The organism is Streptomyces sp. x-19 (genome assembly GCF_046549115.1).
Taxonomy (GTDB): domain Bacteria; phylum Actinomycetota; class Actinomycetes; order Streptomycetales; family Streptomycetaceae; genus Streptomyces; species Streptomyces albulus_C.
Map to the genome: position 1 here is coordinate 1 of NZ_JAJPWK010000008.1, position 14858 is coordinate 14858.

The following is a 14858-nucleotide window of genomic DNA, read 5'->3' on the forward strand; positions in this document are numbered from 1 at the left end:
GACCAAAGGAACAGGCCGGTACATAAAGACACCGGAAGGATCACGCGTCCATCAACGGGGAGATCCCGTGTCCGCCTGCGGGGAGGCGATCGAACCGCCTACGGGGAGCTTCGCATTTCCGCCGTCAAGCTGTCCCATGAACCAGTCGTCGTCGGCACGTGCAAGGCACAGGTCATGGAAGGACAGAATGACGTCAGGCTGGAGGACGTCATAGTCGGCCGCACCGTACTGTTCGACAACGACGAGTCGTTCAAGCGAGAGCAGGACCGCTTCGGCATCGCCCGATACGGAACGGACCCGCCCGATCGTCCATCCGTCAGGGAGATCTGCGCCCACTGCCGCATGGTCGCAGCGGCGGATGTCTCACGGCCACTCGTTTGTTGCGGCGACCAGCACCGTCGCGTGACAGCGGACGGTGAGTTTGTCGTACCTCGTCGCGACCGCACGGTGGCGCTTGAGCCGATTGATCCCGCACTCGACCGCGTGCCGCTGCTGGTAGTCGTCCTTGTCGAACTTGGGCGGACGACCACCGCGGGAGCCGAGCTTTCGGCGGTTGCGAATCTGGTCTGCTTTCTCCGGGATGGTGCACGCCACGTCGCATTGGCGGAGGTAGACGCGGTTCGTGCGGGAGCCGTACGCCTTGTCCGCGCGCACCCCCTTCGGCTTCGTGCGAGGCCGACCGGGGCCGGTCCTGGGCACTCGGATACTGTCGAGGACCGGCTGGAACCGTTCTCGCCGAAGCTAGCCCGCCATGTCATCCAATCCAGTCGACCAGGCAATTGGCCGAGCTGAAGCGCGGTAGTAGGCCCAGTGACAGCTTCGTTGTCGACAATGACTGCTGAGCATCGCGACCGGCCCGGTGCCGCGCCTCCAGTAGGGTCCGGTCATGACCACGGATCACCCCAACTCGTGGGCTGCCGACGCGCTCCGGCGGATACGGACAGGCGGCCTGCATCGGACACCGACGCCCCTGCGCCCGCTTCCGCTAGCCGCGATCCGGGACGTCGAGATCTACATCAAGGACGAGTCCGCGCATCCCACCGGCAGCCTGAAGTATCGCCTGGTGCGGGCCATGTTTTGTGAAGCGATCGCCAGCGGCGCTATCAGGTCGGACACTCCGGTGATCGCGGCTACGAGCGGAGCGGTTGCTGTCGCCGGAGCTCACTTCGCGAGATTGCTGGGCCTGGTGTTCACCGCCGTCGTACCGGCGAAGACCTCTGCGGACGTCCTGGCCAGGATCGAAGGGGAGGGCGGACGGTGGCTGGTGGGTGAGCAGCCGCCCGCCGCGGTGCAGGAGGAGGCGAGGGCGTTGGCCAAGCAGCTTGGCGGCCACTTTCTGGACCATTTCCGCGACGCGGAGCGGGCGGTGGCCGGGTGTGGTGAGCCGACGATCGCCGACGAGATCTTCGATCAGATGAGCGGGGAACCGCACCCGATCCCGGAGTGGATCGTCACTGGGGCCGGAACCGGGGCGACTTCGGCAGCCATCGGACGCCACTTGCGGCGACACGGTCATCCGACTCGGCTGGCCGTAGTGGACCCGGAGAACTCCGCATACTTCCCCGCGTGGGCGAGCGGGTGTGGCGACTACACCGCGGGGATGCCTTCGCGGATACCTGGCATCGGTCGTCCACGCACCGAGCCCGGCTTCCTGCCAGCGGTGATCGACCTGATGATCCCGGTGCCGGACGCGGCGTCCATCGCAGCCCTGCGGTGGCTTCGCACTGCTGCCGGGATCGAAGCCGGACCGTCGACCGGCACCAACTTCTGGGGAACGTGCCACCTCGTGGCACGGATGCGTCAAGCGGGGATGCAAGGCAGCGTCGTCACCGTCATCGGCGACGTCGCTGATCCGTACCGGAACACCCACCTCAATACGGAGTGGGTGCGTGCGCGGGGACTCGACCCCGCGCCGTACGAGGCCGACATCGAGCTCTTCGCCCGTACCGGGGACTGGCCGGTCGGGTAGCGACCCGCGTGGCAGCCGGACGCGGATGCCCCTCAGACCTCTATCCCGGCTGGATTGACTGAGACGGAGACTGACTTCGCTGAGAGGGGTCAGTGCCGACCGCGCGGGACGTCGCCCGCGCGCGCTCAGTGACCGCCGCGTGGTTCGAAGCAACCGGTCTCCAGGAACCGGCCGTTGACCTTGACCTCGTAGTTCGTCGACTGGACGAACGCGGTGACGCAGGCGTCGCGGCGGACGTAGAGGGCGACGCTGGCGCCTGGGTTGCTGCCGGGCTCGTGGGCCTGCACCACGAGCGTTCCACGTCCCTGTTCGCTGTCGGGGCCCTCATTGCGGTAACCGAGCTTGAGCAACTCCTCGCGCACCCGCTGGGCGTCCCACGCCTTCGCCTTCCAGAGCCGCTTGAGGACGGGTTCGATGCGGGCGGCTTCTGTGCGGGCGGCATCCTCGCTGGCCGCGGACATGTTCCTGGGGATCTTGAAGCCGTTGTTCTCGCGGTAGTGCGGAGCTCCGTCATGGGCATCGGACTCCACGTTGCCTGGTGCGGGGCCTGCTGGGGTAGGTGACGGCGACGGGGAGAGGGTGCCAACGGGGCTCGCGGCTGGGCCGTTCGCCGCCGGGCCCACGCGCTGCTGTCCACACGCGGTCAGGGCCACCGTGGCACCCAGGAAGAGAACGGCAGCAACGCGTCTGGATCCGGAGATCTGCATGAGGAGACTCTGCCACGGCGCAGCCGTGAGACATGGTCGGTTCACGTAACCGAAAGAAGGGGGAGAAGGTGATCCGACGAGCCGCGGTCAGGGGGTGTCGCCGCTCCAGTCGAAGCGAGCTGAGTCGCCAGGGCGCGGGTCGTACGTGGCGCGGCCGCCGACGCCGAACCGTCCCAGCTCCGTCTGGAGGGCGACGCCGCTGTCGATCTGATCCTGTGTCCAGCCAGTGATGTCGAGCAGCAGGCCGTCCAGCGGGCCGCCGACCAGCTCGGCATAGGCCCGGCCAGGCTTCGGGCCAGGCCGGGGGTGGTCGTGGTCTCCTCCGTAGACCCGACCGCACAGCAACTCCTCGTCCTTGTCCATCTGGTCCTTGAGGCGGGCGATCGGGGCGTTGCGGGGATCGGGAGGCCGCGGCCGCGCCGCCGGGGCCCGGGCCGGCGGTCAACTCGCGCCCGGCGGTTGCCGGATCGCCCAAGATGTCACCGGCGCTGGTCAGCAGGGCGTGCGCGGGGTACCCGTGACGTCGGGCGGGTGCCCACGCGCTGCGTCACGCAGCCGGTCGGCGGCCAGCAGCAGCGGGACATCCCGGCCCAGCACAGCCACGCCGCGGCCGGCGACGGCCAGCGCGTACCACTCGGGGTGCGCGGCGGTGAACTCGCCGGCGTGGCCGGGCCGGGCAGGCGGGGCGTCGATAGCGGTGACGGCCTTCTCATGGCCGGCCGACCAGCAGCCGCACCGCGGCAGCGACCGCCCCGTCCCACCGTGCCCCCACGCTCGCGACACCGCCGGTGGCCACGATACCCGTGCCTGTGGCGCTCGCGGCAGGCGTGAACGCGGCCAGATGCGAGCCGACCAGTCGGGCCTGCAACTGCACATCCGCAGCGTCGCCCCGTCGACAACGCTCACATCCGCTCGGCGAGCGGGAGACCGGCCGCGGCGTCCGCCATAGCGAGGCCGCGGACCGGGCGGGCCAACGGCGGTCCAGGAAAGCGGCCGGGCCGCGGAGGCAGACCCCGTCCAGGGCACGGCGGCCTCGACGCCGCGGCGCAGCAGGCCCGCAAGCGCACCCCAGGCCGCGTGGGCCCAGCGGAACGAGCCGCCGGCGGCACCGTGAACGGTTGACAGCCCCGGCGCGGGACCGGCCGGCCGTCAACCCGGTGAAGGGTCCGGGCCGGTGCTGTGGGCGCTCGGTCTGTCGCGGGCGTATGGGCGGGACGAGAGCTCCCACGAGGCTTCCCTGTCGAGCTCAGCGTGTTGAGATTCGTCCCCCTCCTGAGGCCCGCCCGACAACCGGCTCTCTGCCCCGGCCCCCTCGGACTTCAAGACCCGCCGAGGCTGTCTCCGATCAACTGATGTCGCTCGGCTCGGCTTGTCCTACCTTCCAAGCGTGAGTCTGAGCTGGTCCTTCGTAAGATCGGCGGGCCCAGGGGTTCTGGGTATGGCTGTGAGCTTGTCGCCACAGCACCCGGTCGCTGCACCGGCGTCCGACGACCTCGACGGGCAGGTCCCGCAGGACCCAGGCCAGCCGGGGAAGGTCGTAGCCGGCGTCGGCGACGATCGTGATGTCCACGTCCCCGGCCCGCCACTGCCCGGCGAGGACCAAGTGCTGGACGACGTCGCACAGCTGGGCCGCCGCGGTGACGGCGGTCGCGTCGTCCGCGGGCCCCAGCCGGACACCAGCCAAGACCGCGGTCCAGGAGGTGGCGCCGGGTTCGAGGGCGGCGACGAGCGAGTACGGCCATCCCGGAATGACCTGCGCGTTGTCCTTCGCCCGCCCGTAGACGTGGCAGAACGACCGCCGCGCGGAGCGCGGCCCGTCCGGACGCAGCCACGGCGACACGTCCACCGCCAGCACCAGACGCCCGCCGTCGAACTACGGCAGCGGCAGGCCGGCCAGCAGCCTGCGTAGCCGCTCGACGTCGATGTCGCCGCGGCCCAGACCTCTGTACAGCGCGCCGTGCCCACGCCGGTGCTCGACCAGCAAGGTCGGGCCGACCGGGGACTTCACCGGTCCTTCCGCGCACGGCACGGCGTCGGTGAGCTCGAACAGCTCATCGCGTCGCCTGGTCAGGCACGTGAAGAAGGCGCCCCGGAAACGGGACACCAGCGCGTACGCCTCCCGCCGGGACCCGGATAAGAGCTCACGCGCATCACAGGCACACGATTGCGCGAAGACCACCGCGGCCATCGGGAACCGCGGTACCCCTACCCCAAGTTCGGGACCCGTTCGAGAGCCTGAGACGGCAGGTCGTACCGGAGGTCCCGGTAGCACTCAAGGACAACTCACCCCCCTCCGGCGGCGGTGTGCAGGCACAGCAGGCGGTCGACCAGTTCGTCGGTGTAGGCGGGAGTGAGCGGGCCCGTTCCGAACAGGATGCGGATGTACATCGGGGACAGGATGAGATCGAGCACCTGGAGGACGTCCGGCGGGTGTTCGCCTCGATCCCGGGCCCGGTCGAGCATGGCCTGTAGCTGGCGGGTGCGTTCGGCGAGAAACGCGTCGCGGGCCTCCAGGCCCGGCTGCCCGGAGTTGGACAGGGAGAGGGCCAGGCGCAGTATCGCCATCCCGTCCGGCCCGGCGACGTCGCGGGCGGCGGTGGCCGCGTAGGTGCGCAGATCGCCCTCCAGGCTGCCGGTGTCGGGGGTGGGCGAGGTCGTGGTGAGCCGGGTGATGGCCACGTCCGAGAGGAGGGCTTCCAGGTTTCCCCAACGGCGGTAGATGCTCGTGTCGGCCACGCCCGCGCGGGCGGCGACGTCGCCGACGGTGAAGTTCCCGTATCCGCGGTCGCCGGCCAGGTCGGCGACCGCCTGATGCACTGCCGCGCGGACGCGCGCCGCCCGGCCACCGGGCCGGCGGGCCGGCTCTCGTTGCCTCTCCATGATCCCCACTTTAACGCAGTCGAGACTTGCGTTTGCTGTTTCCGCGACCCTACAGTCCCGCTAAACGCAGCCAACAACTGCTTTAGGAGTGTCGATGGAACCCCTGTTCTTCCCGCACAACCCTTCGTTCTGGTTCGAGACACTGCGGTCCTTCGGGCACATCGCCTACGGCGGCGCCGACTTCGGAGAGGTCGTGGTGACCACTCAGCGGATCACCGCCGGCGACTACGACAGCTGGCATGACGAGTGGCTCGCCACCGCCGACCTGGTAGCCGACGAGGGACGTACGGCCCTGGCCGGCGGGCACCGCGTCAGCGCCCGGGACGCCTTCCTGCGGGCGTCGAACTACTACCGAAGCGCCGAGTTCTTCCTGCACGGCGACGCCACGGACCCGCGCATCCTGCACGCATACGACGCGTCGGTGAGGTGTTTCCGCCAGGCCGCCGCGCTGTTCACCCCGGTCATCGAGCCGGTGGAGATCCCCTACGAGGACACCGTGCTGCCGGGGTACCTGTACCGCGCCGACGACTCGGGCGCCGCCCGGCCGACCGTGGTCATGTTCAACGGGTTCGACGGCACGGCCGAGGAAATGCACTTCGGCGGCGCCGCCGCGGCAGTCGAGCGCGGCTACAACGTCCTGTCCTTCGACGGCCCCGGCCAGCCGGGCACCCGCCACCACCACGGTCTGGTGTTCCGTCCCGACTGGGAGAACGCAGTCGGCCCCGTCCTCGACTACGCCCTCACCCGCCCCGAAGTCGACCCCACCCGGGTCGCCCTGCTGGGCAACAGCATGGGCGGCCTGCTCGCGCCACGCGCCGCGGCCTTCGAGCACCGCCTCGCCGCCGTCATCGCCCTCGACGGCGTCTACGACCTGGGCGACATGGCCACCGGCTTCCTGTCCCTCGACCGCGCCGAGGCCGAACGGCGGCTGCGCGCCGACCGCGACCCCGAGCTCGACGCCGCCGTGGAGGCGGCCATGGCCGCCAGCCCCAAGATTCGCTGGCTCGTCGACCAGGGCAGGTACGTCATGGGGGCCGACACCCCGCGTGGGGTCTTCGCCACCTTCCTCGACTATCACCTGCGCGACGGCATCGCCCAGAAGATCACCTGCCCCACCCTGGTCTGCTCGGCCCCGGACGACGTGTTCTTCGAGGGCCAGCCCGAACTGCTCCACAAGCACCTGACCTGCCCCAAAACGCTGCTGGAGTTCACCGCCGTACTGGGCGCGGACGCGCACTGCCAGGCGGGCGCCCAACGCCTGGCCTTCGCCCGCGTGTACGACTGGCTGGACGACGTCATGGCCGAAAGCGCCTGAGAACCTGACTCAACTGCCCTGCACAGGGCAGTCGTGAGCGGTGGCTTGTGCGCCATCGCTGTTCCAGCCGTGTTCGACTGCCCTCCGCTCAACTCACCTTGCCGCTGCCGGCCCGTGGCGTACCCCCACGGGCCGGTACGTCGCGCCCGCCTCGCCAGGAACACGCCACGGCCGGGAGGGGCCGCTGGGCCGTCACGACGGCACGCGGCAGCACAGCGCAGCGTCCGGGACTCGACCCGCCACCGGGCCTCAACTGGGGCACGGCCGTGGCGCTCCAGCCGTCGCCCGGCGGTGTGCCGCCCGCCGCAGGCAGGCCCGGCAGCGACCCGGCACAACCCGCAGCGGTGGTCGTCAAGGCGGACTGCCTGGCCGCAACCATCGGCCGGGCGGCGCGAAGCCGACAGGGCACCAGTCGCCGGCAGTCCAACAGCCAGCGAACACAGGACCGTGCCCGACCGACCGACCGCCGGGCCGGGCGGCACCACGAGCGCCCAAGGACTACAACCAACGCGGCGACGGCGACCGGCGCCGCCGGGCCGGGCCCGCGAGGAGCGCACCGGGGCGGCTGCGGCCGCGAGCGGGCTGGCCACAGATTTTCCAACCGGCCCTCCGCGCCGGGCGCGGTGGTGTGCTTGAGGGAACCTGTGCCAGGCGGTGCCGAAGGGCGACAGGTTCACCAGCACTCAGGACGCTTTCGCCTCACCCGGGTGCTCACGCCGGGCAGCTCTGAGGGCTTCGAGTTCAGCACGAGGGAAGTGTTCACCCCACTTGCCCCGGTATCCGCTTTCCCCCTGATGCCTCGCCACCTCGTCGAAGCACCGGATCACCGCTTGGGCGACAACGTCGATGCTCTGCAGTGTGGACCAGATCTCGGTCCCGGCATTGTCGTGGTCACTGCCGTGCGCCAGTTTCAGCAGCCGAATCCATACGGCAGCGCCTTCGCGATAGAAGATCCATCGGAAGGCAGTGGGCTCGGCCTCGAACTGCACACGGGTTTCTGTCTCACCGGCGAAAAGTCGGGCGACGGCTGTCAGGAAATCCTCGGGTGCCTCGGTGATGTACGAGGCGGTGACGTCGGCCTCGGCCCGCGCGTCGGCCACGCGGCAGTCGGCCCAGCCGTGTCCCCTGAGTGTCCAGGTCAGCTGCAGATCAGTCATGAAAGCCTCTCCCGGGCGCCGAGGGAGTCCTCGGAACGGATGACGGCTTCCGAGGATTCGGGGTGTTTGGGGATGTGCTTGGGGATGTGCTTGGGGATGTGCTTGGGGATGTGCTCGGCCATTCGGTAGAGGATAGATGTCGGTTGCTCACCCGTCACCACGATTTGTGCTGGCCAGGGGCCCAGAGTCGGCGTGGTCGGCGTGGTCGGCGAGATAGTTCAGGGCGGCTTGCGGGTCCATGCCAAACGCCGCGGCGACGAGCTTGGGTCCGTGGTGTTCACCAGGTCGACGAGTCGGGTACTGCGGATCAGGCAGGGTGGGCCATGCCTCGCGGTGGACGAGGCGGCGTCGCAGCACCGTCCAAGAGGCAGGTCCAGCGGCCCAGGGTGCGGCCGTTTGCCGACCGGACCGTGTGAGTCATCGGGTCGACGTCGGTGACCTGCAGCAGCCAGACCTCGGTACTGGAGGCGCCTGAGAGGCATCCAGCAGTCGACAGGACAGGGTCGGGTGGCCCGACCGGCTGACGTCGGCGCACCGCGGGCCGCAGCGAAGCCGGCCGGGGGCGTCTCGGAGCACCGGAGACCAGGCCCACACCCGCGGCCAGAACAGGCAGGACCTTCTCCGCCTCGGCCGGTAAGGGCGCCGAGCCGAGCACGGCACGCACCCACCGCTCAAGGCCGCCGGCGAGTTCCGGCGGGCCCCCTCCGCAGCACCAGGGCGACCAGCCGGGCGCCCTCTGGGGACGGCCGGCCAGCAGCCGCAGCGCGGCCTGGACCGCCCGGCCCACCACTCCCCCACGCCCGCGACACCGGCGGCGAGCGGACGCGCGGCAACCAATCGGGCGTGCAACTGCGCATCCGCAGCAGCGACCCGCCGGCCACGGCGACGTCGAGGATCGCGCGGGCCAACAGCAGCCCCACGAAGGCCGCCAGGTCGCCGAAGCGCACCTCGACCAGGTCGACGACGAAGACCACGCGCCGCGGCGGACGCGAACGCCTCGACGTCGCGGCGCAGCCGGCCCACCCCCGCACCAGACCGCGCGGGCCAGTAGTGAACAACCCGCTCGTGGTGTTCACGAGAAATGGCGGCACTGCTATGTGCGAAATCGCGTGTCTTCTCGTTCATGTCAAGACGACGCATCCCTGTCGGTCGAGTTCGGTCAGTAGCGGTAGGGCGGGATCAATATCGTTCCATCGCAGATCCAGCTTCTCCAGCGATGGAAGCAGGGTGAGCCAGTCCGGAAGCTGGCTGAGACGGTTGCTCCGCAGGTCGATCTGACGCAGCCGCGGGAGATCGATCAGTGACCGCGGCAGCTCGGCCACGGAGTTCTCGCGCAGGTCCACATGACGAAGTTCGTGCAGTTGGGCGGTCGACGGCGGCAAGTGCTCGATCGTGTTTCCTCGAAGCCAGAGCTCACGCAGGTTGCGGAGTTGGCCGATGGAGTCGGGCAACGTGGTGAGCCGGTTGTGCTGTGCCCTGAACTCGATGAGGCTGGTCATCCTCCCGATGCTCTCGGGGAGGGTAGTGAGGGAGTTCTCACCGATGTTGAGGTAACGCAGCCGAGTCAGTTTTCCCAGGCTGTCCGGAATTCGTGACAGCTGGTTGTCGTGCAAGTAGAGGCAGTCACTGAGCTCGTTGAGATTGCCCAATTCGTCGGGTAGCGACGTGAGCGCGTTGTGTCCAAGATCCAGGGTTGTCAGCCTGTGCAGTCCTCCGATCCTTGGCGGGAGGGCCGTGAGTCCGTTATTCGCAAGGATCAGCACGCGAAGTTCGGACTGTTGCCAGACTGAGTCGGGCACTTCTCCGAGCTTTTGGCGCCATAGGTTCAGTGTGTGCCTCACGGCCTTCTCGCCTTCGTCGACGGTCCTGAGCCTCGATTCTCATCCGGGACTTCGAAACAGGCAGCCACTCCGGAACGGGATCAGCCAGCCTCGGCATGTTCAGTGCGTGCAACGTCCCCGGCGACCCGGGAAAGCCGTGAATACGGCTCGTCCACAGTGAGCCGACGCGGGGCCCGCGGGAAGGTCACCGGTCATCTCTGGGCGGGGGTGTGGCCGGCGCCACGCCGGGCCAGGGCAGGCACACTCGTCCGCCGAGGCGACATCGGCCAACTCCCCAGCGCGGGCGAGCGCGCCAGGCAGCAGGCCAGCCTCCAGTGCCGCGGTCCACCATCGTGCTGCCGCGTCCAGGCGCGGTGGACGGCCGGCTCCAGCGGGGCGAACGAGGCGGGGCCCCACGGCGACGTCTGATGCGTCGATCGATGGGCGGGGCCCGCGCCGGCGAGGTGTCTTGGCCTGTGGGGGGGTGGTGCGTCAGGGTCACACGACGATGGCGTTGAGTGCGGCGCCCGTACGAGGCTGGGGCGGTGCGGTCCGGTAGGCGTGCCAGGCGCGGGCGAGCCGCTCGACCGCCTGTGTCAGTACCGCCGGCTCATGGAGGAAGTGCAGCCGCAGGTAGGCGTTACTGTGCCCCGTGATGTCGAGGGCTGCTCCTGGGAGCACCGCTACCCCGTGCCGCAGCCCGAGTTGGGCGAAGGAGGTGCCGTCGCCGTGCGGTAGCCGTGCCCACAACGTCTGTCCGCCCGGGACCGGCGGGCAGTGCCATGACGGCAACAGCCGCTCCAGTTCGGCCCGCAGGTGGTCGTGGCAGGTCCGCAGCCGGGCGCGGCGCGTGCCCAGTAGCTCGTCCAGGTCTGTCAGCAGTCGTACGGCGGCCAGTTGGGTGGGTACGTCGCTGCCCAGATCGTGCAGGGCCTTGAGGCGGGACAGCCGGGAGATCAGCCCCGCCTCGCCTCGTACCCAGCCGATGCGCAGGCCGCCCCAGAGCAGTTTGCTCAGCGAGCCGATGCTGATGACGTCGCCGAACGCGGCGAGGGGTCGGGGGGCTGGTCCGCCCAACGGCAGTTCGGCCAGCACCTCGTCATCGATCAGCGGCACCCCGTACCGTCGCGCCGCCTCGACGAGCCGGCGCCCCGCCAGCGGTGGCAGTACGCCGCCTGTGGGGTTGTGGAAGCAGGATATGACGTAGCCGAGTGCGGGGCGTTCGGCGGCCATGGCGCGCTCGGCGGCGGCCACGTCGATGCCGTCCGCGCCGGCGGACACCGGCAGCGGCACTCCGGCGGCCTCCCGGAAGACGTCCAGCGCTCCCGCGTAGGTCGGCGCCTCCACCAGCACGCTGTCGCCCGGCGTCACGAAGTGTCGGGTGAGCAGGGAGAGGGCCTGTTGGGCGCCCGTGGTGACCAGGATGTGCTCGGGCCCTGTGGCGACGCCTCGGGCGGTGTACCGCGCGGCGATCTCCTCGCGCAGCGCGGGGACTCCAGCGGGGTGGTAGCCGAGGTCTGCGTCGGATGGGAAGGCGAGGGAGCGGTAGGCGTCCACGAGTTGCGGTGGCGGGCCGGCGGGAGCGGCGCAGCTCAACATGACGACGTCGTGGGCGGGTTCGAGCAGGTGGAGGAAGAGGGGGTTGGAGGTGTCCCGCACGCCGGCGGGGCCGGCGGCCTTCTCCGGCATGTTGCGGACTGGTGAAAGCGCTGCCTCGGCTACCCGGGTGCCGCTGCCCTGCCGGCGGGTGATCTTTCCTTCCTGCCGCAGGGTTTCGTACGCCGCGACGACTGTGCTGCGTCCCACGGCCAGGGCTGTGGCCAGAGTGCGGTCGGGAGGCAGTGCCGCACCGGGCCGCAGGAGCCCGTCCTCGATCATCTGTCGGAGTCGTGCCGCCAGCAGCAGGTAGAGCGGGCCCCGGCCGGCGGACCAGCGCCCCAGCCGGGACGTGAGCGATTCCACGGGTTCAACCGGTGCGCCCGGCGTCATTGGCCTCATCGGCAAACCAATCTGCACGATTGGCTCTGTTGGAGCAACCGGGTTCCCCACAGACTTCCCGTCATGAGCTTTCGCCCGCAGACCCGAACCGTTCACCACGTGCTTCCGGACGTTTCCGGGAGCACCCCGCTGACCACGCCCCTCTATCAGGGGCACGTCTTCCGCTTCGAGGACGCCGAAGCGCTGGCGGAGGCATTCGGCTCCCCGGACGGTGCCTTCGTCTACGCCCGCCACGGCAACCCCACGGTCCGTGCCTTCGAGTTGGCCATGGTCGGTTTGGAAGGCGGCGCGGCCGCGCTGGCCACCGCTTCCGGCATGGGCGCGATCAGCACGGTCCTTCGCACCCTCCTCAGCTCGGGCGACCATGTGGTGGCCCAGCGCAGCCTCTACGGCGGCACGCACGCCGCGCTGACGGACCTGGCCGAGCGCTGGGGCGTGGAGGTCACCTTCGTCTCCGGACAGGACGCCCAGGAGGTGCGCGCAGCGCTGCGTCCCCGGACCCGTGTGCTGTACCTGGAGACCATCGCCAACCCCACCACCTGGGTCTGTGACCTGAGCGCGCTGGCCGCCTCGGTGGCCGACCGCGCAGACGTGCTGACCGTCGTCGACAACACCTTCGCCACCCCCTTGCTCTGCCGGCCCTTGGAGCACGGCGCGGACATCGTGCTCCACTCGGCCACCAAGTACCTGGGCGGCCACGCAGACGTCCTCGGCGGCGTCGCCGTCTTCCGCGATGCCGCCGTCCACCGAAGGGCGTGGGAGCACTCCCTCGAACACGGCGCCGTGCTGGACCCGTTCGCCGCCTGGCTGACGCTGCGCGGCATGCAGACCCTGGGCCTGCGCATCGCCAGGCAGTGCGAGAGCGCCCTCGTCCTGGCCGAGCGCCTCGCCGCCCATCCGGCCGTGCTCGCCGTCCACTACCCGACGCTGGAGACCCACCCCGACCACGAGGTGGCACGGCGCCAGTTGACCGGTGGCGGGGGCCTGCTCGCCTTCGACGTCGCAGGGGGCGCACGCGCCGGTCGGGCGCTGATGGCCAGCGTCGAACTCGCCTCCGTCAACGCCTCACTGGGCGACGTGCGCACGTTCGTCCTCCACCCGGCCAGCACCTCGCACCGCCAGCTCACCCCCGAGGCCAGAGCCGCGGCCGGCATCGACGAGGGCACCATCCGCCTGGCCGTCGGCATCGAGGATGTCGAGGACCTGTGGGCGGACTTGGAACAGGCACTGAACAAGACGGCCACGAACTGATCGTCACCGCGAGGCCCCAAAGGATCCCGAGCAGCAGCCCGGCGGAAGCGGCAAACGCCCAGGGGCGACCGCAGAGCCGGGGGCGCCGACCGCGGCTCCGCGGCAGGACTGAGCACCGACGGATTCCCGGCGCGGGTGCGGGTCAGACGGCACCCGTCAGCCCGGAGGGCGGCCGGCGGCCGAGCGGCGGCAGGCTGCGGCCGGGACCAGCGGCAAGGCAGCCCGCTCGGCGAGCCCCCGGTCCCCGACGAGCCCGCGACGAATGACCAGGCTGTAGGACGACGCCAGCGAAGGCGCCGGCCCGACTGCTTCAGATGCCGGTACAGCACCGCCACGTTCCCGCCCACCTGCGCCAGCACCTCCCACGCATGGTCGGACAACTCCAGCCGGGCCGGGGCGCGCAAAACCGACACCGACCGTCGAAGCCCTCCACCACACCCTGCTGCCGAAGGACTGTGAAGGCACCCGAGCCAAGTTGAAACGCCTGGTCGAACTCGGCATCCGCACCGAGATGGACACCGGCAGCTTCGCCAGGAAGCGGTAGCCGGCCGAGCCTCGTTGGGTTTCGTTCACGTCACACAGCAGCCGTATGGCCGCCTGTTCCCGTAGGTAGGAATGGTGGTCGTGCGGGTGGTGGGGGTCAGTGGGCCTCGTCAGCCGGCCGATGGGGTGAGGCTGGTGCGGTCGAACGGGCCGCCGTGCGCGGCGGCGTACGCGAGGGCGTCGTTGACGGCATCGAGGCCGAACGTCCGGACTCGTTCGGGGGCGAGATCCAGCGTGCCCGAGGCGAGGAGGCGGATGATGCCGACGTTGGCCGTGCGCGGGTACATCCACTGCCCGCGCACGGTGATCGAGTTGCGCATGAGCCATGGGTACGGGAGTGCGAGGTCGTCGCCGCCGAGCATGCCGACGCCGCCCATGAGGACGACGCGGCCGTACTCGCGCACGGTCATGGCCGCCGCGCGCGCAGCCGAGCTGGGTGCGCTCGGCGGGAGCAGGTCGATCACCATGTCGATCGGGCCGTCGGCCGCCGCGGACATCGCCGCGCGGTCGGTGGCCTCGTCCCCGGTCAGCGGGACCGGGCGCAGCCGCGGACCGAACCGGTCGGCGAGGAGGTCGAGCGCGGCCTGGTTGCGGCCCGGGGCGACCACGCGGCCCGCTCCCATCGCGAGCGCGACCGCGACCGCGCTGCTGCCGAGGTTGCCGGTGGCCCCGCTGACGAGCAGCGTCTCGCCGGCTGCGAGCCCGCCTGCCAGCAGCCCGCCGTAGGAGATGGCGTGCACGGTGAGTGCGGCCCAGCGGGCCGGGTCGTCCCATGCCACGGCGGGGAGCGGGAAAACGTTCTCCGTCGGGACCCGCATGAGTTCGGCGAACGAACCGTCGTGCAGGTGGCGGGCGAGCCGCGCGCCGCCCTCGCCGCGCGAACTCCAGCCCTGGAGCGTGATGTCGGGCGTCAGGGCGTCGTCCCGCGAGCGCACCGTGGAGTCGCACCACACCAGGTCGCCGACGCGCAGCCGGGTGGCGTCCGGTCCGACGTGGACGATCCGCCCCACGCCGCCGACACCGGGCACGACAGGAGGGACCAGGGGGTAGTTCCGCTCGCCGCTGAAGACTTCGGCCGCGTAGGGCGCCACGCTGGCGGCGAGGACCTCGACCACCACCTCTCCTCCCCCGGCCTCGGGATCAGGCACCTCCCGCACCGTGAGCGGGGCGCCGAACTGCGTCAGAACTGCTGCTCGCACGTGATGGCCTCCGTGTTCG

At 70.5% G+C, this 14858-nt stretch carries 14 protein-coding genes and 2 pseudogenes; 3 read left to right on the forward strand and 13 right to left on the reverse strand.

Annotated features, from left to right (window positions below; translation table 11 throughout):
- Positions 1–51: 51 nt before the first annotated feature.
- Both ACLJT4_RS20455 and ACLJT4_RS20460 read right to left on the reverse strand, forming a co-directional pair.
- On the reverse strand, positions 52–336 hold the full coding sequence (locus ACLJT4_RS20455; protein WP_411123803.1) for a hypothetical protein: 285 nt from the start codon (positions 334–336) through the stop codon (positions 52–54).
- 27 nt (positions 337–363) lie between these two features.
- Positions 364–717 (reverse strand): annotated as a pseudogene (locus tag ACLJT4_RS20460) (IS5/IS1182 family transposase); the annotation flags it as partial.
- Between the two features lie 169 nt (positions 718–886).
- Between ACLJT4_RS20460 and ACLJT4_RS20465 the strand changes: the two are divergent.
- Positions 887–1969 carry a PLP-dependent cysteine synthase family protein gene (locus ACLJT4_RS20465; RefSeq protein WP_411123805.1) on the forward strand — a complete coding sequence of 361 codons (1083 nt, stop codon included), beginning with the start codon at positions 887–889 and terminating at the stop codon, positions 1967–1969.
- A gap of 125 nt (positions 1970–2094) precedes the next feature.
- On the opposite strand, the gene ACLJT4_RS20470 is transcribed toward ACLJT4_RS20465, so the two are convergent.
- The 5 genes and pseudogenes from ACLJT4_RS20470 to ACLJT4_RS20490 all read right to left on the reverse strand — a co-directional run bounded on the left by ACLJT4_RS20470 (position 2095) and on the right by ACLJT4_RS20490 (position 5556).
- Positions 2095–2499, reverse strand: a complete 405-nt coding sequence (locus ACLJT4_RS20470) for a hypothetical protein (protein WP_038515962.1) — start codon at positions 2497–2499, stop codon at positions 2095–2097.
- 264 nt (positions 2500–2763) lie between these two features.
- The gene (locus ACLJT4_RS20475; protein WP_411123807.1) at positions 2764–3039 is read right to left on the reverse strand and encodes a hypothetical protein; all 276 of its coding nucleotides are present in this window, start codon (positions 3037–3039) and stop codon (positions 2764–2766) included.
- A 129-nt stretch (positions 3040–3168) separates the two neighbouring features.
- The gene (locus ACLJT4_RS20480) at positions 3169–3459 is read right to left on the reverse strand and encodes a hypothetical protein (RefSeq protein WP_411123809.1); all 291 of its coding nucleotides are present in this window, start codon (positions 3457–3459) and stop codon (positions 3169–3171) included.
- A 562-nt stretch (positions 3460–4021) separates the two neighbouring features.
- A pseudogene (locus tag ACLJT4_RS20485) lies at positions 4022–4864 on the reverse strand (transposase).
- Between the two features lie 95 nt (positions 4865–4959).
- Positions 4960–5556 (reverse strand): TetR/AcrR family transcriptional regulator, encoded by a 597-nt coding sequence (locus tag ACLJT4_RS20490; protein ID WP_037632836.1) that lies wholly within the window; start codon positions 5554–5556, stop codon positions 4960–4962.
- Between the two features lie 94 nt (positions 5557–5650).
- On the opposite strand from ACLJT4_RS20490, the gene ACLJT4_RS20495 reads away from it, so the two are divergent.
- A complete protein-coding gene (locus tag ACLJT4_RS20495) occupies positions 5651–6871 on the forward strand; it encodes an alpha/beta hydrolase family protein (protein ID WP_411123811.1) in 1221 nt (406 codons plus the stop codon).
- Between the two features lie 683 nt (positions 6872–7554).
- On the opposite strand, the gene ACLJT4_RS20500 is transcribed toward ACLJT4_RS20495, so the two are convergent.
- The 5 genes from ACLJT4_RS20500 to ACLJT4_RS20520 all read right to left on the reverse strand — a co-directional run bounded on the left by ACLJT4_RS20500 (position 7555) and on the right by ACLJT4_RS20520 (position 11810).
- Positions 7555–8028 (reverse strand): hypothetical protein, encoded by a 474-nt coding sequence (locus ACLJT4_RS20500; protein WP_411123813.1) that lies wholly within the window; start codon positions 8026–8028, stop codon positions 7555–7557.
- Complete coding sequence (locus tag ACLJT4_RS20505) at positions 8025–8150, reverse strand: hypothetical protein (protein WP_411123815.1); 126 nt, start codon at positions 8148–8150, stop codon at positions 8025–8027. Before ACLJT4_RS20505 ends, ACLJT4_RS20500 begins: the two co-directional genes overlap by 4 nt.
- Positions 8151–8699: 549 nt before the next feature.
- A complete protein-coding gene (locus ACLJT4_RS20510; RefSeq protein ID WP_411123817.1) occupies positions 8700–9002 on the reverse strand; it encodes a hypothetical protein in 303 nt (100 codons plus the stop codon).
- Positions 9003–9149: 147 nt separating this feature from the next.
- Entirely contained in the window at positions 9150–9827 is a 678-nt protein-coding gene (locus ACLJT4_RS20515) for a leucine-rich repeat domain-containing protein (protein ID WP_411123819.1), read from the reverse strand.
- A gap of 519 nt (positions 9828–10346) precedes the next feature.
- Positions 10347–11810, reverse strand: a complete 1464-nt coding sequence (locus ACLJT4_RS20520; protein ID WP_411123821.1) for a PLP-dependent aminotransferase family protein — start codon at positions 11808–11810, stop codon at positions 10347–10349.
- A 135-nt stretch (positions 11811–11945) separates the two neighbouring features.
- Here ACLJT4_RS20520 and ACLJT4_RS20525 point away from each other — a divergent pair, with 135 nt between their 5' ends.
- Positions 11946–13097: a trans-sulfuration enzyme family protein gene (locus ACLJT4_RS20525; RefSeq protein WP_411123823.1), complete on the forward strand. Its 1152-nt coding sequence runs from the start codon at positions 11946–11948 to the stop codon at positions 13095–13097.
- 653 nt (positions 13098–13750) lie between these two features.
- Here ACLJT4_RS20525 and ACLJT4_RS20530 read toward each other — a convergent pair.
- Entirely contained in the window at positions 13751–14839 is a 1089-nt protein-coding gene (locus ACLJT4_RS20530; RefSeq protein ID WP_411123825.1) for an alcohol dehydrogenase catalytic domain-containing protein, read from the reverse strand.
- Positions 14840–14858 lie beyond the last annotated feature (19 nt).

Bases quoted from the DNA above. Each gene is read 5' to 3' on its own strand.
- ACLJT4_RS20465 (WP_411123805.1), top strand. From the start codon at position 887: ATGACCACGGATCACCCCAACTCGTGGGCTGCCGACGCGCTCCGGCGG.
- ACLJT4_RS20475 (WP_411123807.1), bottom strand. From the start codon at position 3,039: ATGGACAAGGACGAGGAGTTGCTGTGCGGTCGGGTCTACGGAGGAGAC.
- ACLJT4_RS20490 (WP_037632836.1), bottom strand. From the start codon at position 5,556: ATGGAGAGGCAACGAGAGCCGGCCCGCCGGCCCGGTGGCCGGGCGGCG.
- ACLJT4_RS20495 (WP_411123811.1), top strand. From the start codon at position 5,651: ATGGAACCCCTGTTCTTCCCGCACAACCCTTCGTTCTGGTTCGAGACA.
- ACLJT4_RS20500 (WP_411123813.1), bottom strand. From the start codon at position 8,028: ATGACTGATCTGCAGCTGACCTGGACACTCAGGGGACACGGCTGGGCC.
- ACLJT4_RS20505 (WP_411123815.1), bottom strand. From the start codon at position 8,150: ATGGCCGAGCACATCCCCAAGCACATCCCCAAGCACATCCCCAAGCAC.